Raw genomic sequence first — 21,321 nt, forward strand, 5'->3', positions numbered from 1 at the left:
TTTAAAATAGATTATATTATTGAAATAATTATTCTAGTGTATAATTATTTATTACTTCATCTAAAGCATCATCAATAGCTTTGTAGGATATTACTGGCTTAATTCCTTTTTTTATACATATTTCAAGGGGTTTTTTACCTAGATTTTGCGTGATTAAAATACTAACATCATCTATAAGGCTAATAGCTTGTTCTGACTTATTTTTTTCATCACTACTACAAGTAGGGTTATTTTTAACTGAACCTAGATATTCATATTTTCCATCATCTTCAACTTCAAAAAGTAAAAAGTGTGTAGTTTGACCAAAATGTTGATTAACATATTTTCCATCATCACTTGTTACTGCAATTCTATAAGACATTTTATTTTTCCTTAAAAAATTTATTTTAATATTTTAATTATTTATTTTAATATTTTAATTATTTTTTAATATATTTATATATTAATTATAATTTATTTAAAATTTATTATATATTTATTAATTATTATACATTATTTAATAATTTTTTAATAGAATTGTTTAATTATTTTACAAAATAAATAATTTTTATTAGTATTTTCATTGTAAAATTTATACAGGATTATTTTATAGATTCTAATATAGTTTTTTCCATAACATCTAATGGAGCTTCTTTTCCAGTCCATATTCTGAAGTTTTCAGCACCTTGGTATAAAAGCATTTTAGTTCCATAGATTATTGTTGCATTTGCTTTTTTAGCTTCTTTTAAAAGACTGGTTTCAAGAGGATTATAAACAATATCATTTACAATAAGATCGGAGTGCATTTCTCCGTGTTTAGCTATTGGTTCATCATTTATATTTGGATGCATGCCTATTGGAGTTGTATCGATTAGAATATCTGCATTAGCTATACTATTGGGAAGTTCATCAAGACTTCCATATTCAAAATTCAAATCAATATGTGAAAAATCAATAGTTACTTCATCTAATTTTGAATTATCTGTAAAATCAGCAGATAATAAAGTTTTAATATCATAAACAAGTGATTTAGCTTTTTTAGGACTTCTGTTAATCATATTTATATTATTAACTCCTTCGATAGCTAATTGGAAAGATATTGCTCTTGCAGCTCCTCCAGCTCCAACTATCACTACACTTTTATTTCTTAAGTCACAAACTTCTTTAATAGCACGAATAGCTCCAACACAATCAGTATTATAACCTTTTGACTTTCCATTTTTAAAGTCAATTGTATTAACTGCACCAATTAGGTTTGCCATTATACTGAATTTATCAAGTTCATTTATTACTTTTTGCTTATGAGGAATGGTAACATTAAGTCCTTTAATACCAAAGGCTTTAGCTCCTCGAATAGCGTATTTAAGATTTTCTTTTTCTACTTTAAATGGAACATAAACATAGTTCATATTCATAGATTTAAATGCAGCATTAAACATCGCTGGGGAAAAACTATGTCCAACAGGATTTCCAATTATTCCAATAACTTTTGTGGTTCCATTTATCAATTAAACACTCTCTCCAACTTTATTTTATCTTATTATCATCATTGTATTTTTTAATATTATTAAAATCCTATATTGTTTTGTTTTAGTGTTATATGCTGTACTTTAGTTTATTATTGTTATTGTAATGTGTGTTGTTTTATTGTTATTTTTTGTGTTGTATTTTATTGTTGTTATTTGTGTTGTGTGTTGTTTTATTGTTATTTTTTGTGTTGTATTTTATTGTTTTTGTTTGTTTTTTATGTTGTTTTAGTATTTATTTCTATTAGCATTGATTTTGTCTTAAAATATGTAAAAATCATTATATTTAATATTGTTTGAAAATTTTTAATTATTTTTTGTATATTTAGGGAATCTGTTAAATATTTGTAAATCATTAAATATAAACTTTGATTTTTAGCATATAATTATATAAACTTTGATAAATAAATAATTTAATATTTAGATAAATAATTAATTACTAAAAAATAATAATAAATAAAATAATAATTAATTAAATAATAATTAATCAGATAAATAATATACTTGATTAATTTGATATAATATTAAAATTAGCTACAATATTATAAATATTATAATTAAGTACAATATTTATAATTAGGTACAATATTAAAATTAACTTTATTAGAATTAGTTATATTATTAAAATAGTTATACTATTAGTATTAAATATTAACATTTACTCAATTTTAAAAATTTAAACTTAAGAATTACTTTTTCATTATTATTGGAGGAATATTATTGGAATTTACAAGACCTCGTGGAACAAGAGACTTTCTTTTTGATGAAATGAGAGAAAGAAAAAAGTGTGAAAATACACTAAGAAAAGTCTTTGAAACTTATGCTTATCAAGAAATAAAAACTCCTTTATTTGAAGATTTAAAACTCTTCACCACAAAATCTGGAGAACAAATAGTTGATCAACTTTATAATTTCACTGATAAATCTGACCGTGAAATAACTCTTAGACCTGAAATTACAGCTCCAGTAGCTAGATTATACATTAATGAACTTCAAAAAACAGCTAAACCAATAAAACTTTATTATTTTGGAAGTTGTTTTAGGTATGAAAGACCTCAAAAAGGTAGGTTTCGCCAATTTTGGCAGTTTGGATGTGAATTAATAGGTGCTAAGTCTCCTGAAGGGGAAGCTGAAGCTATTGCAATGGCTGAACAATCTCTTGAAGATTTAGGGATTAATACAGCTGAAATTCATATTAATCATCTTGGAATAATAAGGGGATTATTTGAACATTTCAAAATTGATAATGAAATTCAAGAACAGGTCATGATCTTAATAGATAAAGGAGATAAAGAGTTATTTGAAAAAGAACTATTAGAAAAAGATTTAGTTGAAGATTCTAAGTTGAATGTTATGTTAAAAGATATATTAATTAAACTTATTGATTTTGTTGGAAACGAAGATGTTTTAAATGATGTTGAAGATCTTTTAAATGATTATGAAGAAACAAAAGATTCTATCAATGAATTTAAAGAATTGATTAACTTATTAAAAAGTTTCAATGTTTCAAATTATACTCTCAATCTTGGGATCGCTAGAGGTTTAGATTATTATAATGGTATTGTTTTTGAAATTTACATTCCAGAACTAGGAGCTCAAAAACAAGTAGCTGGTGGAGGTAGCTATAATCTTGTAGAGTTATTCGGTGGAGAGCAAGTTGAATCTACTGGATTTGCTTTTGGTTTTGATAGATTAATGAATGCCATTGAACATAATTCTAAAGATAAGAATAAAAATGATATTAAAAACAGTAATAAAGATGGGTTTGAAGAGAAATCTATTGTTGATGTTTTTGTAGTTCCTATATCTAATGAACAAAGAGAAAAATCTTTTGAAATTGGCCAAAAACTTAGGAATTCTGGTATTTCTACTGAGATAGACCTTTCTAGAAAAAAATTCAAAAAATTACTTAATGCAGCTAATAAATTGAATGCTAAATATGTTATTTTAGTTGGAAAAAATGATTTAGAAAAAGATAGTGTTACTATAAAGGACATGGGTTCTAGAAATCAGGAATTAGTAGCTATTGATAATATTAAAGAATTTTTAAATAATAATAAAATATTTGATTAATAATATTTTAAATAATATTTTAAATAATAATATTTTTAATAACAATAAGGAATTTAATATTGATAATATTGATAATATTGATAAATTTGATTAAATATTGATTAAACATTGATTTAGTATTGATTATAGGGGTTGTAATTATTAAAATTAATTTTAAGCATGATGTTAATGGACAAAAATTGGTGATAGCTGTTGTTCAAGATTATGAAACTTCTCAAGTTTTAATGGTAGCTTATATGAATAAGGAAGCACTTACAAAAACTTTAGAAACTGGTGTTGCTCATTATTGGAGTACTTCAAGAAATAAGCTATGGTTAAAAGGTGAAAGTTCTGGAAATACTCAAAAAGTTAAAGAAATTTTCACTGATTGTGATATGGATGCTGTTGTGTTAAAGGTTGAGCAAACTGGTGCAGCTTGTCATGAAGGATATTATTCATGCTTCTTTAGAGAGTTTGATGTTGAAAAAATAAATGAGAATAAAACTGATTTAGAAGATTTAAATGAAAATGATTTAAAAATCATTGCTGAAAGATTATTTAATCCTGAAGATGTATATGGGGATAAATAAAGATTTTATTTATGTATTTTAATATTCTATACATTTTTAACTTAAAATTAAAAACACAGGGGATTATTAATTGGAATATTTTGAAAAATTGGAAATAGAAGATGAAGGGAATATTGAAAAGATTGTTCCCGATACTAGTGCTGTTATTGAAGGAGCAATTAGTAAAATTATTGATAAAAATAATTTAAATTATCCTGAAATTATTGTTCCTGAGGCTGTTGTAGCTGAACTTGAATATCAAACTAATAAGGGTCAGTTTATTGGTAAAAAAGGATTGGGTGAGCTAAAAAAGCTTCAAAATCTTGCTGATAATGGTGAAATAGCTATTAGTTTCACTGGTAAAAGACCTAATAATTATGAAATTTCTCTTTCTAAAACTGGTGAAATAGATGCAATTATAAGGGATGTTGCAAAGTCTGAATTAGCTACTTTAATCACATCAGATAGAATTCAAAGTGAGGTAGCTAAAGCTCAAGGAATAAATGTTATTTACGTTGAACAAGTTGATAAATCAAATGAAGAACTAACCCTTTCTAAATATTTTGATGATGATACAATGTCAGTTCATCTTAAAGAAAATGTCCCTCCTATGGCTAAAAAGGGAAAGCCAGGAGATATAAATCTTGTCAAACTTGATTCAAAGCCCATTACTTATGAATACTTAAATAAACTTGCTGAAGAGATAATTGAAAAAGCTAGACATGATTTTAAAACTTATCTTGAACTTGATGAAGATGGGGCTACAGTTGTTCAATCAAGAGAATATAGAATTTCAATAGCTAAACCTCCTTTTTCTGAAGGAATGGAGATCACAGCAGTTCGTCCTGTAGCTGAAGTTTCTCTTGAGAATTATAAGCTTTCTGAAAAATTGATTGATAGACTTAAAAGTACTGCTAATGGTATTCTTATTTCTGGTTCTCCTGGTGCAGGTAAAAGTACATTTGCCCAGGCTGTAGCTAAATTCTTCTCTGAAGATATGAATAAGATTGTTAAGACTATGGAATCTCCTCGTGATCTTCAAGTTGGTGATGAAATAACTCAATATGCTCCTTTAGATGGAGATATGGAAAAAACAGCCGATATTCTTCTTCTTGTAAGGCCTGATTTTACTATTTATGATGAACTTAGAAAGAATCATGATTTTAATATTTTTGCTGATATGAGATTAGCTGGTGTTGGAATGATTGGTGTTGTTCATGCTACTCGTCCAATTGATGCTATTCAAAGGATTGCAGCAAGAGTAGAGCTGGGAATTATTCCTTCTGTTGTTGATACTACTATTTATATTGAAGATGGTGAGATTAAAGCTGTTTATGAAACTAATCTTACTGTAAAAGTTCCTTCTGGTATGCAAGAAGCTGATCTTGCAAGACCTGTTATTGAAGTTCGTGATTTTGAAAATGGGGATTTAAAAAATGAGATTTATACCTATGGTGAGCAGACTATTGTTATGGATGTTGATCTAGTTCAAGAAGATTCAAAGAGTAGTGATTCTAAATCAGCTGTAGATAAGATTGTTGAAAAAGAAGTTATTCGTGCTGTTAAAAAGATAGTTCCAAAAGCTACTGTTCAAGCTGAACTTGTTTCTAATGATAGAATAAAAGTTTTTGTAAATGAGAAGTTTATTCCAAAAATAATTGGTAAAAAAGGAAAAAGAATCGATGATCTTGAAAGAAAAGTAGGAATTAGCATTGGTGTTGAACCTATTGAATCTTTAAAAGATTATGATGATAAAAGCGATACTAAAACTAAATCTAAAAAGTCTGGTGAAGAATTTGAAATTCCTTATGAAGTATCTAGAAAACATTTAAATCTTGATATGGGTTATGAGAATATTGGTGAGGAGTTTGATGTTTCTATTAATGGAGAATATCTTTTCACAGCTACTGTTGGTAAAAAAGGTCTTGTTAGATTGAAACAGGGTCTTGAAATTACTGAAATACTTTTAGATGCTATTGATATGGATGTTCCTATTATAGCAACTTTTAGATAATTATTTTTAGATAATAGATAAGTATCTTTAGATAATTATATATTGTAATTTTTTATTAGTTTTTTATTAACTTTTTAAATTTTTTATTAATCATTTATTGGATAATTATTTGTTTGGATAATTGTTTTTATATTATTCTAAACTTTGATTATAAAATAATTCATTATATTTTATATTAATTATTCATTATATTTTTCTCTTTTTTAAATAACCTAAACCAAATATCCCTGCTATTATAATAAGAATTAAATAAGGAAGTATAGAATTTTCTCCCATAGCTTTTGCAATTTGATTAGATATTACTTCGTATGCTTTACTTAATAATGGTTTTCCACTATCTCCAACTGAATACTGGTTAGTGGTTGTATTTGTTTTTTTAGGGTTATTAGTATTGTTTTGTGTTTTAGCATTGTTAGTTCCATTTTGAATGGAGGCATTATTTAAGTTACCATTTGAACCAGAACCAGTATTAATATTATTAGAACCTGTATTCTGAGGCTTTGATGGAGGTTTTGATGGTGTTCCTGTTTTTTTAGCAGAATATATTCTTTGATCAGCACCAATAACATAGCCTGTTTGTTTTTTACCATCAAACAGATGTACTTCACCAGAGGCAGATAGTTTTGCTGTTAAAATAGAAGCAAGTATTCTTGGGCATATATGGTTTCCACTATCTCCAAAATAATTAGCTCCAACACTTACTTCATCAAATTGTGGCTTATTTTTAATACCAAAATTTTCATTATTTAAAATAGAATTATATTCTATAGTAAAACTTGAAGAAGGATCATAATTATCTCCTATTACAATTCCATTTCCTGTTTCAAACATATCTACGTCTGTATCAGCTGTTTGTTTTTGCTCTTTAATAAGGTTAAATTTTATTATATCATTAACTGATTTACCATTTAACTGAATTCCATTAGCATTTTTTGAAATAGTATTATTTACAATATAACTTTTTTCAGTTCTATCATTAAGATTTATTCCGTTTCTTTTATTATTATTGATTAAATTATCAGTTATATTAGCTAATTTTGTGTTTGATAGAAATATTCCATCATAATTATTTTCAATTTTATTCTTAATTATTTTTGTATTGTTTGAAAGTATTAATTCAATTCCGTGCTTTAGATTATTGAATATTGAGCTATTAAAAATTGAAACATATAAAGATTTATATATTAATATTCCTGAATCATTATTATTTTTTATATTACTTGATGTAATGTTGATATTTTTGGAATTTATAATATTTATTCCATAACTTTTTGAATTAGATATATTATTATTGTTTATTTTAGAATCTTTACTATTATTGAATAGTACTCCTCCTTTCTGACCTCCACTAATGATATTTGAGTTCATAGTCAGTGATGAGGAATTAACTATTACAGCATAATCAGAGTTACTAATTATATTAAATCCTATTAATTGGCTACCTAAAGCACTTTTTGTAAAATAAAACCCAAAAGTATTATCTCCAATGTTTGCATTTCCATTATTTCCTTTTGAATTATTTGTGATGATTGTAGTTCCATTTCCTTTCAAAGTTAATTTTTTGTTTATTATTAATGATATTTCATTGTAAGTTGAATTTTTAAATTGAATTATATCTCCAGATTTTGCTGAATCAATCAAGCTTTGTATTTCTTGATTTGTTGCATTATGCTCGATTTTTATAGTTGCAGAGTAATTAGGAGAGATAAAAACAAAAATAGAAATTATAAATAAAATCGATAAGCATAGATATTTAATTCTATTTTTTTTTATTTTTTTAAATTTATCCATTTAAACAGTCCAATTTCTATTATTTTAAATTTTAACTATTTTAAATTAAAATAATGAAATATTTATTTAATTTTCATTATACTAATTTCTTATAAACATAAAAATTCAATTTAATCTAATATATTGATTTTTATTTTATCAAAAAGAATAATTATTTTTTAATATATTTCTACATATCGTTTAATTTATATTAACATATATCATTTAATATCTCTTATTTTAATATTTTAAGCTGTTTTATTCTTTTTTTACTACTTTAAATTATTATTTTAATTCTTTTGTATCTTTTAAATATTATTAGATTGTAATTTATATAATCATTTATTTTTTAGCTTTAATTGTAATTATTTATATTATATAATTAAAAGATTACTTTTATTTAAAATATATTGTAATAGTAATATTTAAATATAATGTATGCCAAATCGATTATTATATAATTACATAACGATATTTGTATAATTTGTTTATATTAATATTATAATTGATGAAATTTATTCAGAATTAATTATTAAAACTATTAATGTAGATAAATCTAGTATATATGGCTATAAATTATATAAATAAATTATATATAAATATGATATGGAATACAGTTCATATTTTATTATATATTTATTATTTTATATTGTTTGAAAATTTTTAGTATTTATAATACTCAACATAACTATAGTTATATATTCTATTTATATCAGATTTATCTTATATCAAATATATCATATATCAAATATATCAGATTTATCTTATATGAAATTTATATAATATTGAATTTATCTAATATCAAATAGTTTATTTAAGTCTATTTAATTAAATAGTTTATTTTATATTCATATTCATTAATTATATGTCATTGTATGCATTATTGTTTTGTAGTTATAAAAATACAATTTATATTTATTATAATATTAAGGATGTGGATAATATTAAATTAAAGGGTAAAGATGAGTCTAATAAAAGCATAGCTTTTATATTTTTTGTCTTATTAGTTATTGGTGGAATAGCTTTAAGCATTAATACTTCTTCTGCTGCAACTATTTATGATGTAAATTCTACTAATTCAAATAATGAGATACAAAATATTATAAATGGAATGTCAGATGGAGATACTTTGTTTTTTAACGATGGAGTATTTGAAAATATAGGCTTAATTATTAATAAGACTATAAACATAACTGCTAGTTCAAACGCTCTTATAAAGGCCATAGTTGATACTTCAACATTGGACACAGATGATATTTCTAAATATGCTATTGATAGAGCAGCAGCATTTTATTTTGTAAATGGGTCTAATAATAGTGATATTCACGGTTTAAACATTACTAGTATGCCTGGATTTGACTATTTAAATAATTCTTCTGCAACTTCAAAAAATGCATTAATTTATGCATTACGTAATACTGATAATATAAGTATTCATGATAATACTCTTAATAACTCTGCATGGGGTGTATTTTTAGCAATGAGTACTGGTGCAACTACAATGTCTGTTTATAATAATGTTGTTACTAATATGGCAGATACAGGTATAATCAATTTTGGTTCTGGTTCAGCTATAATTAATAATAATACAATATCTAATGTTGGAAGGCATGGAATAGATGTAAGGCATGGAAGTAGTTCAAATACAATAGTTTCTAATAATACAATAACCAATGCAAGTGAAGGTATCTACACTATGCATTCTGGTGGACATATATTTGCAAATAACACAATAATTAATACTACTTTAAGTGCTATTACTGTTTATGGAGCATATGATATTTTAATTCAAAATAATACTATGAAAAATGGAATCATTGGTATTTTATTAGCTAGTAGCTACCGTAATATAACTTTAACTGATAATAATTTCACTTACACTTCAAAATCAACCTCTCCTAACTTTGGATATAATTTAGTAACTGCAAATACTGCAACTTCTAATTCTAATGTTGATGGAACTTATTCTGATAGTTCTCAAACTCCTGCAAAAATTTCTATAAATTCTTCTTATGAAAAAACTTCTATAACAAATGGACAGACTGTAAAATACACTGTTAAAGTATCTAATACAGGAAATGCTTCTGGAAGTAATATAACCATCTCCAATATTTTACCTAGTGGAGTAAGTGCGAATTCTGTAATTGTAACTAAAGGTAACTTTTCTAATGGTGTATGGACTATTGATTCATTATCTAATGATAATGATGCTATTTTAGTTTTCTATGCAAAACCTTCAAAATCTGGAACTTTTGCTAATACAATTAGTGCAACCTATAATGATAACTTGAATAAAGGTAACAATTGGGTTGATCTTAATGGAACTAAAACTACATTAACTGTAGATAAGGATATTAAAGTATCTAGTAGTAATGCATTTAGTGCAAGTAAAGTAAAGAGAAATAAATATTTCTATATAACAACCACAATTAAAAACACTGGATTAGATAACTCCAGTACATTCAATAGTAAAATAGCAACCACCAAAGGATTAAAAGTAGCAGCAGTAAGTAAAAGTAGCTATGCATCATACAACAAAAAAAGCCAAACATGGACAGTCAAAAAAGTTCCTGTTAAAAAAACAATAACCCTAAAAATGAAAGTCAAAGCAACAAAAACCGGAACACAAAAAGTAAAAGTAACAACAAACGGCAAATCACAAACCAAATCTGTAAAAGTTGTCAAATAATAATATTAGAATACTAATATTATATATGTATGGAATATATTGAAAAATAAATTTGAAGATAAATAGGAGATATGTATTAAATTATATTTAAATGATTTTTTACTATCTTTTATTTATTACATATTCTATTTATTACTATTTTCTGCTTGTTATTGATATTACATTTATTATTATTTTATAATTATTATATTATGATTATTATTATATACTATTTGATGAATATTAAATCATATTTTATATAATTTTATATAATTTTATATAATTTTATATAATTCTATATAATTCTATATATTTTATATCATATTTTTATTTTCATTTTTAATGGTAATACTGTTTATTATCGATTATTATTTCTTTTAAATTTATATTTATTCAATTTATTATAATATAACTAAAATTGAAATATTATAAGAATTTTTAAAGTTTTTTAATCCAAATAAATTTTTTTAATTATAAATTAATAATTTAAATCAAGTTAATTTTTTAAAAAATAATGTCGTCATGATAACATTTATATTTATGGATTGTATAAATAAGAATATTGTAGAAATTAATCTGTATATGAATTAATTTTTATGAGAATTAAGATTTTAAGAATAAGAATCTTATAAGAATTTTGATTATTATTGAAATTATTAGATTAAATTATATCTGATTAGAACATATATGACTAAAATATATCTAATTAAGAACTTAATTATAGGTAAAAATATGAATCCAATGGATATTTTATGGCAAGCAGGTGTAATAGCAGCAATCATAGTCTTTGGTGTTAAAATTGGTTTAGGTTCGTCTATGGCTAACCTTTCAAAGAAAGCGATATTGTTGCTTATATCTATTTATGGTGTTGGTATCTATATCACTACTCAAATTGCATCGATTTATTCAAGTCAATTTACAAACTTTGTTATATCATATAATACTCCTATATTTATAGTCATGTCTATAATAATGATTTTAGCTGGTTTAACAACTATAAGGGAATGGAAAGTTCATAGATGTAATACTTCAACAACATCTGCCCTTGCTGTAATTGCACCATCTCCTTGTTGTTTCTTATCTATCACTATAACTGCTATATTTGTTGCCCCTATAATGGGATTGTCTATTGGTGAATTAAGTCCTATAATAGCTGTAATTTTAGCATTGGTAATTATATTATCATATTTCTTTGCAAATATAATTGTTAAATTGATTAAAAAACCTTATCCAATTATTCTTGGAAATTTCATGCTTTTTTTAGGAATTTATTTTTTGCTTGCTGCATTATTGCTTCCAAACTTAATCGATGGATTCAAAAAAATCATGAAGCCTATTAGTTTAGTTGATGCAAACCTTATAGTATACTTAATTCCTGTAATAATAATATTAATGATTATTGGAGTGTTTTTCTCTAAAAAAAATAGTTTCTTGAATAATTGATATTCTAAATAATTTATGATTTAAAATAAGTATATATTATTGATTATATCTTGTTAATAATGTCTTGTTGGTTATATCTTGTTAATAATGTCTTGTTGGTTATATCTTGTTGTTTACGTTCTATTGATTATATTTTATTAGTTGTCTGTAGTTGATTATTCTCTAAATATAAATTTAAATATAAATTTAAAACTAAAAATATGTTTTTGGTGTTTTTAAATTATTAGGTGGTTAAATGGTTTTAAGTATTCCTGGAAGTGGGATTTTAACTTCAACTTTAAATGTGATTTCTCAAAGTTTGCTGATTCCTGTTATTATTCTATTGTTAATATTTGTTGTTTATGCAGTTATTACCATTGGTAGTCTTATTTCTGAATATAGTTCTAGAAAGAAGGTTCCAGTTTCAGTTATGAAAAATTTAATTCATGATATTTCTTTAGCTGAAAATGCTGAAATTGCCAAAAGTGCTATTAGTTCTTCAGAAATTCCTGAGAAGCAAAAAGAAGATTTATTGGATTTAATATCTTCTGAAGATTTATCTAAAGAATCTCGTGAAGCTTTAGCTAGGAAATTAATTGAGAATGAAGAGAATTTAATCGATAAAATTCTTGAAAAAACTGATATTATGGCTCGTATTGGTCCAACTTTAGGTTTGATGGGAACTTTAATTCCTATGGGTCCAGGACTTGCAGCCTTAGGTAGTGGTGATGTTACTGGCCTTGCTAATGCAATTATTGTTGCTTTTGACACAACTGTTGTTGGTATTGGTGCAGGTGCAGTAGGTTATCTTGTATCTAAAATAAGAAAAAGATGGTATGATGATTACTTATCTAATTTAGATGCACTTTCAGATGCAGTACTTGATTTTATGAAAAAAAATTATCAAAATTAATATTTTCAATAGATTATGAGTTATTTATTATATAAAAGTTATTCGTGATTTTTATGGTTAGATCCAAAAGAAATAGGAGGTCTTCAAGAACTGAAGAGGATCCAATGGCAGGTACAACTAATCTTGTTGATGCAATGCTTGTGATATCTGTAGGTTTATTAGTTTTTCTTGTAATGTCATGGAATATGCAATCTGTTGTTTTTAATGCTGATATGACTCCTGAAGAAAAAGAATCAACTATGGAGAAAATAAAAAGTGTTTCTGAAGTAAAACAAGGGAAAGAAATAGATGATGATATAAACTCATCTAATAGCTCTGGTGAAGGATATGTGGAAATGGGTAAAGTTTACAAAGATCCAAACACGGGAAAATTAATAATGGTCGAGTAATATGAAACTATTTTTTAAGTATTTTAAGATTTTTATATAATTTTTTATATAATCTTTTTGATACTTATAGTTTTAATTTTATATTTCTAATAATATATTTCTATTATTATATTTTTAATATTTATCTTTTAATATCATATTTCTAATACTATATTTCTAATATTATATTTTTGATATTTCTTTTAAACAAATATGGAGGCAATATAATGAATAATACTTTTGATGAACAATTAGAAAAAGCTAAAAATTTTCATGGAGAAATATGTGGTGGAGTTTTAACAGGAACTAAAATGGCAATTTATGCAATTGAAAAGCTTAATCTCAAATTTAATGAAAAAAATCCTGAATTAATAGCTATTGTTGAAATTGATCGTTGTGTTTATGATGCGGTTCAAGCTATTACACAAGGTTCAACTGGAACTAAATCTGTTAAACTAATAGACTATGGAAAATTTGCAGTTACTTTTTATAATAAGGAAACTGACGAAGCTATTAGATTAACTGATGTTGATGCAAGTTCAAGTGTTAATACTGGTGAAACTATAGATGAAAGAATTGAAAGGTATAAAAACACACCTACTAATGAATTATTTAAAATTGAAGATGTTAAAGTCTTTTTTGATGAAAATAATTTGCCTGGTATGCCAACAATTAAAAAAAGATGTTCTATTTGTGATGAAGTTGTTTTAGATAATAAAAATTCATTAGTTAATGGTAAACCGATCTGTAAGTCTTGTTTTAAAGGCTCTTATTATGAAATAATCTAAACATTAATTATTATTAAACATTAATTATCGTGTTTTTTCCTATTTTTTAGTAGCTATTCTTTTTAGCTACTATTATTAGTTATTATTAGCTATTATTAGCTATTATTAGCTATTATTAGCTATTATTAGCTATTATTAGCTATTATAATGTCTATTTTTATTTAGTTACTATTTATTGATATTTATTATTTTATTCTTTTTTATTAACAATTATTCTGATATTTCTATATATTAACATTATTAAAATAAGATATCTTTAAAGTCAAATTACAAATAATAAATTATATTAATCTTTTAAACATTATTATAATTAGAGTATATTTAAATTATATTATGATATATTTTAAATAAAATTATATATAAAATCTGATAAATAGCAAGTAGAATTAGAATAATTTATGTGATAAAATGAAAATAGGAGTATCAACATTAGCTATTAATAATAATGAATTATATGAAAACTTAAAATTTTTAGAAGAGTTGAATATTGATTATGTTGAAATATTACAAGAGTATCCAAATTCTAATATTGATGTTGATTTATTAAATTCATTTAATTTTCATTATACGATTCATTCTCCTATTATTGATTTAAATATTGCCTCTTTGAACAAATCTATTCAAATGGCTTCTATAAATGAAATTGGAAAATCTATAGATTTAGCTAATAGTCTTGATAGTGATATTATTGTTGTTCATCCTGGTTCTGTTCCTTTTTTAGCACGTGATTATATTGATAAAGTTTTAGTTAAGTGTCGTGAGTCACTTATAACTTGTGAAAATTATGCTAAAGATTTGGGAGTTAATATAGCTGTTGAAAATATGCCGAATATTGATGGTTTCCTTTATAAAGATATTAATGAGCTTAATGAATTGTTAATTAATTTGGATATGGGAATGACTCTTGATGTTGGTCATGCTGGTGTTAATGGTTTTTTAGAAAATGATATGTATTTTGATTCAATTAAACATGTACATTTATCTGATAATAATCATGATCATGATATGCACTATGCTTTAGGTGAAGGATCAATCGATTTTAAGACAGTGATTGAAAACTTTGAGAAAAATAATTATGATGGTATATATATAATTGAGGTAAATGATAAAGAACCTGTTCTAAAGAGTTTAGAATATCTAGAAAAATTATAAATTAAATCTATAGGATATTTTTAATTTTTAACAATATATAATATAAAAATAGGAATCATATAATAAAGAATTATATAATAGAGATTATTCATATAATAACAATAAAAACTAATATTTATTTATAAAGATCATGTTTATTGATTAATATTTTTATAGTTATTACATTTATCATAGTTATTACAATTATTATAGTTATTATTTTATTATAATTATTAATACTTATTATTTAATATTTTTAATATTTTTAATAGCTTTAATTGTTTTAATACTTGTAATATTTTTAATATCTATAATATTTATAATATTATTAAAACTTATTATTAATTAATTAATATTAATTTATTTTATTAAAATCTTTGAAGGTAAGGTAAATACGGAAAGGTAAATAATATGATATGGAATAAAGAAGCAGAATGTATGTCTAGAGAGGAATTAAGAGAAATTCAACTAAAGAAGCTACAAAAGATTGTTAAAAGAGCTTATGAAAATGTACCATATTATAATAAAAAATATACCGAATTAGGGGTATTTCCTGAAGATATCGAAACTCTTGAAGACATTAATAAACTTCCTTTTACCACTAAAGATGATCTTAGAGAGGGTTATCCATTTGGTATGTTTGCAGTACCTCCAAAAGAAATAGTGGAAGTTCATAGCTCCTCTGGAACCACTGGAAAACCTGTTGTTTCAGGTTATACAAGAAAAGACCTTGATGATTGGAGTGAAATTATGGCAAGAGGTCTTAATATGATGGGTATTCATGAGGAGGATATTATTCAAAATACTCATGGTTATGGTCTTTTTACTGGAGGTTTTGGAGTTCATTATGGTGCACAAAAAATCGGATCAATAGTTGTTCCAATTTCAACTGGTCAAACAAGAAGACAAATTGAAATTATGAAAGATTTTGGAACTACTACCTTGATATTCACGCCTTCTTATGGTTTATATCTTGCTGAAGTAGCAAAAGAAGAGGGAATTGATCCAAAATCTGTTGGATTAAAAGCTATTGGATTTGGAGCTGAAATGTGGACTGAAGAAATGAGAAAAAAAATTGAAAATGATTTCAATGCTCCAGCATTTAATATTTATGGACTAACTGAGTTAATGGGACCAGGAATAGCTGTTGAATGTAGTTCTCAAAATGGATTACATATTTCTGAAGATTACTTTTTACCAGAAATTATAGATCCTAACACTGGAAAACAATTAGAAGAAGGAAAAAAAGGAGAATTAGTTTTAACAAATTTAGAAAGAGAAGGAATGCCTATTATTCGTTTTAGAACAAAAGATATTACATCTCTTCATTATGACAAATGTGAATGTACTAGGACTTTTGTAAAAATGGATAGAATAACTGGTAGATCTGATGATATGATTAAAGTTAAGGGTGTAGCTATCTTCCCATCTCAAATTGAAAAGGCATTACTTAAAATTGACAGTATAGAACCTCATTATCAGATTATTGTGACTAGACCTCATTTAATGGATGAAATTGAAGTTAAGGTTGAAGCATCTCCAGATATATTCTTTGATGAAGTAAAAGAAATGATTAATATAAAAAAGAAGATTGAGGATTATATTGAAAATGAAATTGGTCTAAGAGTTAAAGTTTCGCTTGTTGAACCTAAAAGTATTCCGAGAAGTGAAGGAAAAGCTGTTAGAGTAATAGATAAAAGAGATTTGCATTAAATAATATTTTTATTAAATAAATTTATCTTGATAATGGTATGAGGATATAATTGAAAATTAGTTTATATGGAGATATGTTTGAAAATTAGTTAACAATATGAGGGATATAATGAAGATTAGTCAATTATCAATATTTTTAGAAAATAAAGAAGGAAGATTATGGAATGCATTAGATGCTCTAGCTAATGGTGGGGTAAATATAAGAGCATTATCATTAGCAGATACTTCTGATTTTGGAATTTTAAGGATTATTGTTCATGATCCAGAAAAAGCAAAAAAAATACTTGAAAAAAATGATTTTATTGTAAAAATTATCGATGTTGTTGGAGTTGAGTTAGATGATACTCCTGGAGGACTTGCTAATGTTTTAAAATTATTAAATGAAAATAATATCAATTTGGAATATATTTACGCTTTTACTCATGAAAAAACAGAAAAAGCTATATTACTACTTCAATCTAAAGATTTAGATATCCTTATAAATGTTTTAGAAAATAATAATGTTAATATAGTTCCATCTAAAGAAGTTTATAACTTGTAAAAAATTCTCATTGTTAATTATTATTAATTTGTTAATTATTATTAATTATTATCAATTATTCTCATTAGCTACTGTTATTAGTATCTAATGATATTAGTTATTATTATTTTTTAATTTTATAATATCTTAACTTTATATTTTATAAAAATATAAAAAAGGTGAAAAAAAATGGATAGTTATTGTCCAGAATGTGGGAAAAAATTAGAAGAAGGAAGCGACTTCTGTTCTGATTGTGGAACTAAAGTTAATTCTGAAAGTGTAAATGATTTTGAAAAAAACAATGAAAGTACTTATGAACAAACAAAAGTGATAATTAAAGATGAGAAAAGTCCTGGCTTAGCAGCTGTTTTATCATTCTTGATTATTGGTTTAGGTCAAATATATAATGGAGAAATTGCTAAAGGATTAATACTATTAGTAGTATCATATATATGTATAGCTTTATTCTTCCTTATAATTCCACCTATCATAGCGGTAATCTTATGGGTATATGCTATCTATGATGCTTATAATACAGCTAAAGATATTAATGCAGGTATTTACTAGTAATCTGTTTAATTATAAGTAGATTAAAGAAAAAATTATTAATAATAAGTATATTAATAATAAATATATTAATAGTAATAAGTACTTAAAAAAATAAAATTAAAAACAAAAATAAAAGATAATAAGAATAATTGGAAAATATTAGAAAATTGAATAAATAAAAAATTAAATAACTAAAGAATTAAAAAATTAAATATTGATTAGCTATACTCAGCTAATCTTTCTATTCTTTTTAGCATATTTGGATGGGTTGAAAACAATTCCATAACTTTATCACTAGTTTTTATATTGACATTTTTACTTTTTAATTGAGCTAACTCAATTTCAGATATTTCACCATCTCTATTTAAATCTAATTGAGATAATTGTTCTATATCATCTCTAGCATTTGATATATCATTTAAAAAGAATGCTTTTACTCCTTGAATATCTTTAACTTCTTCTTTAGGAGATTTTGCAGCACCATAAACAAGTTTATATAAAGCTGAAGCTAATTTATCTGGTTTCCCACCAATTTCAATACTTCCTAAGTCTGCGTAATATTCTCTAGTTCTTGATATGAATAAAACAATTAATTGTCCTAGGAAATAAGCAGCAATAGCTAAAACTCCGATTAAAATACCTCCACCATTTCTACTGTCTCCACTAAATAGAAATGATAGGGCAATATAATAACATATAAGTGGAACTGCACTTACTAATGTTGTAACAGCCATATCATTATGTTTAATATGAGATAATTCATGTCCAAGAACAGCTTTTAGCTCATCCTTGTTTAATGTATTAAGAATTCCTCTTGTAACACAAACTCTTCCATCTTTTTTAGTTCTTCCAAAAGCAAATGCATTTGGAATATTTGTTTCAGAAACTCCGATTTTAGGTTTTGAAATTCCTGCATTCATAGCTAATTCACTAACCATTTGGTGTAATTCTGGAGCTTGTTGTTCTGTAACATATTTTACTCCCATTGCTTTTTCAACCATTGAAGGTCCTATTAGGTATTGTATAAATATTATTCCTAATCCTAATATTACGAATAGTGTGTAATTTCCACCATATCCTAATAAAGTAGCTGCTAATATCACAATAGCAAATATTAATCCGAATAATAACATTACAGCAAGACTCAATCTTAATTTTAGTTTCCATGTCCTTACAATCATTTAAATACCTTTTTTATCAAATTAAATTATTGACTCTTAATATTTATTAATTATAAATGCTTTTACTAAAATTAGCATTTATTAATTATTAATATTATATTAATTAGCAATATTATATTAATTAGTAATATTATATTAGTTATTAATATTAATTATTAATATTAATTATTTTTATTAATTATTTTATTGATTAATGATAATTTTATTAATTAATGATACTGTACTAATTAAAATATTTTATAGTATTAGAATACTATTAAGATAGTACATACTATTAAAATATTTCATATTATTGAAATATTCATTACATTAAATATAAAAATATTAAAATATCGATATTAATATGTATTTTTATCTATATAAATTTTGTTATTATTACAAATTGTTATTTTAATTTTATATAGAGATATTAAGATATACTTAAAAAAAATTATCTTTTAAGATTAAATTCATGATAATTTCACTTTATTTAATCAAATTTAAAAAACCCGTTTGGATTAAATTTATATTCTTGTAGAATCTTCTTATCTGTACTGTCTAATTTTTGTTTTTTTATGGGATGTATTGGACTTCCTTCTTTACTATATATTTTTCCAGAAACTTTTTTAGGGCCTAAAAATTTTCCAGCATCTCCATTAACAATAACAATGCCCTTTTTCATTTCAACTGCTGTAAAATCATCACAATTTCCATTTATTATAACAGTCCCTCCATTTAAAAGAGCAGCTGTATTGTTCCCAGCATTCCCATTAATCCTAACAACTCCATTTTTCATTAAAATTCCTGTTGAAAGATCAGCATCTCCATCTAAGATAATTTCAAAATCTTTATCTAATCTAGCACCTAAAGTATCTCTTATTAACCCATCACTAATCTCAAGCTTTTTACCAGAGATATCTGCACCTATTAATTTAATATTTTTAGGTTCATCCATTAATAGTTCTGTAACTGAAATGAATTTTCTATATCCTTTAATATCAGACTTAACTTCAACTAAATTTCCAATTGGATCTTTAATATTTCCATTAACATAAATGTTTCCTTTTCTAATACTTATTCCCATTCTACTAGCTACATTACCATTTATAAATACATCTCCAACTGGAATTGCAGATCCAGTTCCACCAAAGTATGCTAAATCAACACCCATACTTGAACAAAGTCTATGACCTACATCTCCATTTATTTTTATGGAATTTCCTTTTTTCAAATGTTCAACAAGGTCTTGGAAAGTATAATCATTGTTGGGGATTTTATCGGTTAAACCCATTTTTTCTCCTTTATGATTCCAATAAAAATTGTATGTAAAATCACAAAGACAATCAACAGGTTCTTCAATATCTAATTCAATCAAATTTTCATCAGATATTTTTTCTTTCTTTTTAAATCTCCCAAACATATTATCAATCCATTTTATGAATATTTTTGATTATTTTAAATATTTTAACTATTATTTGATAGTTTATATATTAGTTATTAGTAAAGGTTGATTATTAATTAAATATTAGTTTTTAGTTAATTATCGATTATTAATTAAATAAAATTTCTAAAAATTAATCATTAACTATTTAATATACTATAAACTTCTTGTTCTTTTATAACTTCCATCATATACAAGTTTTATAATGGCATTTTTTGTATCGACATCATCGAAGTTTACTCCTCTAATATCTGTTCCTCTAATATATGTTTTGTTTAAGCTTGAACCATCTAATTTAGCATTATACAGTTTAGCTCCAGATAAATCTGCCCCATCAAGATTCACATTTTTAAGGTTGCAGTAACTCATATCTGCGCCACGAAAATTAACACCTTTTAGATCAGACCCCTGCAAATTTGCACCTTTAAGATTAGCACATGTAAAATCACAATTTTTTATATTAATTTTTGATAAGTTAGCATTGCTTAAATTAGCACGTCTGAAATCAACATTATTAAAATCCATTTTTCTTAAATCAGACCCTACTAGATTAGCTTTTCTATAATCCTTCATAATTTTCCTCCTAATAGATTTAAAATTCCATAAAGAGTGTAATTAACATATATTTAATTAAATTAGTTGTTATTATATATTAATAATATATGTCAATAATAGAATAAAAATTCTTTTATAAAAAGTTTTTATAAAAATTATTTATATTTCAATGAAAATTTTTTT

The 21,321-nt window shown here is 24.4% G+C and carries 18 protein-coding genes; 12 read left to right on the forward strand and 6 right to left on the reverse strand.

Annotation, left to right across the window (positions count from 1 at the left end; genetic code table 11):
* Positions 1–28: 28 nt before the first annotated feature.
* Together MarbSA_RS00430 and aroE are read right to left on the reverse strand one after the other, a co-directional pair.
* A complete protein-coding gene (locus tag MarbSA_RS00430) occupies positions 29–361 on the reverse strand; it encodes a NifB/NifX family molybdenum-iron cluster-binding protein (protein ID WP_221061611.1) in 333 nt (110 codons plus the stop codon).
* A 220-nt stretch (positions 362–581) separates the two neighbouring features.
* Complete coding sequence (gene aroE / locus MarbSA_RS00435) at positions 582–1,487, reverse strand: shikimate dehydrogenase (protein WP_054835904.1); 906 nt, start codon at positions 1,485–1,487, stop codon at positions 582–584.
* 738 nt (positions 1,488–2,225) lie between these two features.
* On the opposite strand from aroE, the gene hisS reads away from it, so the two are divergent.
* The 3 genes from hisS to MarbSA_RS00450 all read left to right on the forward strand — a co-directional run bounded on the left by hisS (position 2,226) and on the right by MarbSA_RS00450 (position 6,140).
* Entirely contained in the window at positions 2,226–3,578 is a 1,353-nt protein-coding gene (hisS, locus tag MarbSA_RS00440) for a histidine--tRNA ligase (protein WP_221061612.1), read from the forward strand.
* A gap of 140 nt (positions 3,579–3,718) precedes the next feature.
* Complete coding sequence (hisI, locus tag MarbSA_RS00445; protein ID WP_221062027.1) at positions 3,719–4,147, forward strand: phosphoribosyl-AMP cyclohydrolase; 429 nt, start codon at positions 3,719–3,721, stop codon at positions 4,145–4,147.
* 112 nt (positions 4,148–4,259) lie between these two features.
* Positions 4,260–6,140, forward strand: coding sequence for a PINc/VapC family ATPase (locus MarbSA_RS00450; protein WP_221062028.1), 1,881 nt, complete (start codon positions 4,260–4,262; stop codon positions 6,138–6,140).
* A gap of 186 nt (positions 6,141–6,326) precedes the next feature.
* On the opposite strand, the gene MarbSA_RS00455 is transcribed toward MarbSA_RS00450, so the two are convergent.
* Positions 6,327–7,931 carry a right-handed parallel beta-helix repeat-containing protein gene (locus tag MarbSA_RS00455; protein ID WP_221061613.1) on the reverse strand — a complete coding sequence of 535 codons (1,605 nt, stop codon included), beginning with the start codon at positions 7,929–7,931 and terminating at the stop codon, positions 6,327–6,329.
* A 913-nt stretch (positions 7,932–8,844) separates the two neighbouring features.
* Here MarbSA_RS00455 and MarbSA_RS00460 point away from each other — a divergent pair.
* The 9 genes from MarbSA_RS00460 (at position 8,845) to MarbSA_RS00500 (ending at position 18,000) form a co-directional block, all read left to right on the forward strand.
* Positions 8,845–10,599, forward strand: coding sequence for a right-handed parallel beta-helix repeat-containing protein (locus MarbSA_RS00460; protein WP_197272574.1), 1,755 nt, complete (start codon positions 8,845–8,847; stop codon positions 10,597–10,599).
* 711 nt (positions 10,600–11,310) lie between these two features.
* On the forward strand, positions 11,311–12,021 hold the full coding sequence (locus MarbSA_RS00465; protein WP_221061614.1) for a DUF2162 domain-containing protein: 711 nt from the start codon (positions 11,311–11,313) through the stop codon (positions 12,019–12,021).
* A gap of 235 nt (positions 12,022–12,256) precedes the next feature.
* Entirely contained in the window at positions 12,257–12,913 is a 657-nt protein-coding gene (locus tag MarbSA_RS00470; protein ID WP_042703804.1) for a MotA/TolQ/ExbB proton channel family protein, read from the forward strand.
* 53 nt (positions 12,914–12,966) lie between these two features.
* On the forward strand, positions 12,967–13,302 hold the full coding sequence (locus MarbSA_RS00475; RefSeq protein ID WP_054835736.1) for a DUF2149 domain-containing protein: 336 nt from the start codon (positions 12,967–12,969) through the stop codon (positions 13,300–13,302).
* Positions 13,303–13,508: 206 nt separating this feature from the next.
* Positions 13,509–14,069, forward strand: coding sequence for an FmdE family protein (locus tag MarbSA_RS00480; RefSeq protein WP_054835953.1), 561 nt, complete (start codon positions 13,509–13,511; stop codon positions 14,067–14,069).
* Positions 14,070–14,477: 408 nt separating this feature from the next.
* The gene (locus tag MarbSA_RS00485; protein ID WP_054835950.1) at positions 14,478–15,221 is read left to right on the forward strand and encodes a sugar phosphate isomerase/epimerase family protein; all 744 of its coding nucleotides are present in this window, start codon (positions 14,478–14,480) and stop codon (positions 15,219–15,221) included.
* 390 nt (positions 15,222–15,611) lie between these two features.
* Positions 15,612–16,913, forward strand: a complete 1,302-nt coding sequence (locus tag MarbSA_RS00490; protein WP_221061615.1) for a phenylacetate--CoA ligase family protein — start codon at positions 15,612–15,614, stop codon at positions 16,911–16,913.
* A 109-nt stretch (positions 16,914–17,022) separates the two neighbouring features.
* Positions 17,023–17,454 (forward strand): ACT domain-containing protein, encoded by a 432-nt coding sequence (locus MarbSA_RS00495; RefSeq protein WP_221061616.1) that lies wholly within the window; start codon positions 17,023–17,025, stop codon positions 17,452–17,454.
* A 168-nt stretch (positions 17,455–17,622) separates the two neighbouring features.
* A complete protein-coding gene (locus MarbSA_RS00500) occupies positions 17,623–18,000 on the forward strand; it encodes a zinc-ribbon domain-containing protein (RefSeq protein ID WP_082398065.1) in 378 nt (125 codons plus the stop codon).
* Between the two features lie 200 nt (positions 18,001–18,200).
* On the opposite strand, the gene MarbSA_RS00505 is transcribed toward MarbSA_RS00500, so the two are convergent.
* The 3 genes from MarbSA_RS00505 to MarbSA_RS00515 form a co-directional block, all read right to left on the reverse strand.
* A complete protein-coding gene (locus tag MarbSA_RS00505) occupies positions 18,201–19,160 on the reverse strand; it encodes a zinc metalloprotease HtpX (RefSeq protein WP_155930753.1) in 960 nt (319 codons plus the stop codon).
* Positions 19,161–19,632: 472 nt separating this feature from the next.
* The gene (locus MarbSA_RS00510) at positions 19,633–20,562 is read right to left on the reverse strand and encodes a hypothetical protein (RefSeq protein ID WP_221061617.1); all 930 of its coding nucleotides are present in this window, start codon (positions 20,560–20,562) and stop codon (positions 19,633–19,635) included.
* A gap of 177 nt (positions 20,563–20,739) precedes the next feature.
* Positions 20,740–21,156 (reverse strand): pentapeptide repeat-containing protein, encoded by a 417-nt coding sequence (locus MarbSA_RS00515; protein ID WP_052332193.1) that lies wholly within the window; start codon positions 21,154–21,156, stop codon positions 20,740–20,742.
* Positions 21,157–21,321: the final 165 nt, after the last annotated feature.

The organism is Methanobrevibacter arboriphilus (assembly GCF_019669925.1).
GTDB lineage: Archaea > Methanobacteriota > Methanobacteria > Methanobacteriales > Methanobacteriaceae > Methanobinarius > Methanobinarius arboriphilus_A.

What these genes read in the sequence shown, in the direction of transcription:
- MarbSA_RS00430 (WP_221061611.1), bottom strand. Translation starts at nt 361, where the DNA reads ATGTCTTATAGAATTGCAGTAACAAGTGATGATGGAAAATATGTTAAT.
- MarbSA_RS00455 (WP_221061613.1), bottom strand. Translation starts at nt 7,931, where the DNA reads ATGGATAAATTTAAAAAAATAAAAAAAAATAGAATTAAATATCTATGC.
- MarbSA_RS00465 (WP_221061614.1), top strand. Translation starts at nt 11,311, where the DNA reads ATGAATCCAATGGATATTTTATGGCAAGCAGGTGTAATAGCAGCAATC.
- MarbSA_RS00470 (WP_042703804.1), top strand. Translation starts at nt 12,257, where the DNA reads ATGGTTTTAAGTATTCCTGGAAGTGGGATTTTAACTTCAACTTTAAAT.
- MarbSA_RS00475 (WP_054835736.1), top strand. Translation starts at nt 12,967, where the DNA reads ATGGTTAGATCCAAAAGAAATAGGAGGTCTTCAAGAACTGAAGAGGAT.
- MarbSA_RS00480 (WP_054835953.1), top strand. Translation starts at nt 13,509, where the DNA reads ATGAATAATACTTTTGATGAACAATTAGAAAAAGCTAAAAATTTTCAT.
- MarbSA_RS00485 (WP_054835950.1), top strand. Translation starts at nt 14,478, where the DNA reads ATGAAAATAGGAGTATCAACATTAGCTATTAATAATAATGAATTATAT.
- MarbSA_RS00490 (WP_221061615.1), top strand. Translation starts at nt 15,612, where the DNA reads ATGATATGGAATAAAGAAGCAGAATGTATGTCTAGAGAGGAATTAAGA.
- MarbSA_RS00495 (WP_221061616.1), top strand. Translation starts at nt 17,023, where the DNA reads ATGAAGATTAGTCAATTATCAATATTTTTAGAAAATAAAGAAGGAAGA.
- MarbSA_RS00500 (WP_082398065.1), top strand. Translation starts at nt 17,623, where the DNA reads ATGGATAGTTATTGTCCAGAATGTGGGAAAAAATTAGAAGAAGGAAGC.
- MarbSA_RS00510 (WP_221061617.1), bottom strand. Translation starts at nt 20,562, where the DNA reads ATGTTTGGGAGATTTAAAAAGAAAGAAAAAATATCTGATGAAAATTTG.
- MarbSA_RS00515 (WP_052332193.1), bottom strand. Translation starts at nt 21,156, where the DNA reads ATGAAGGATTATAGAAAAGCTAATCTAGTAGGGTCTGATTTAAGAAAA.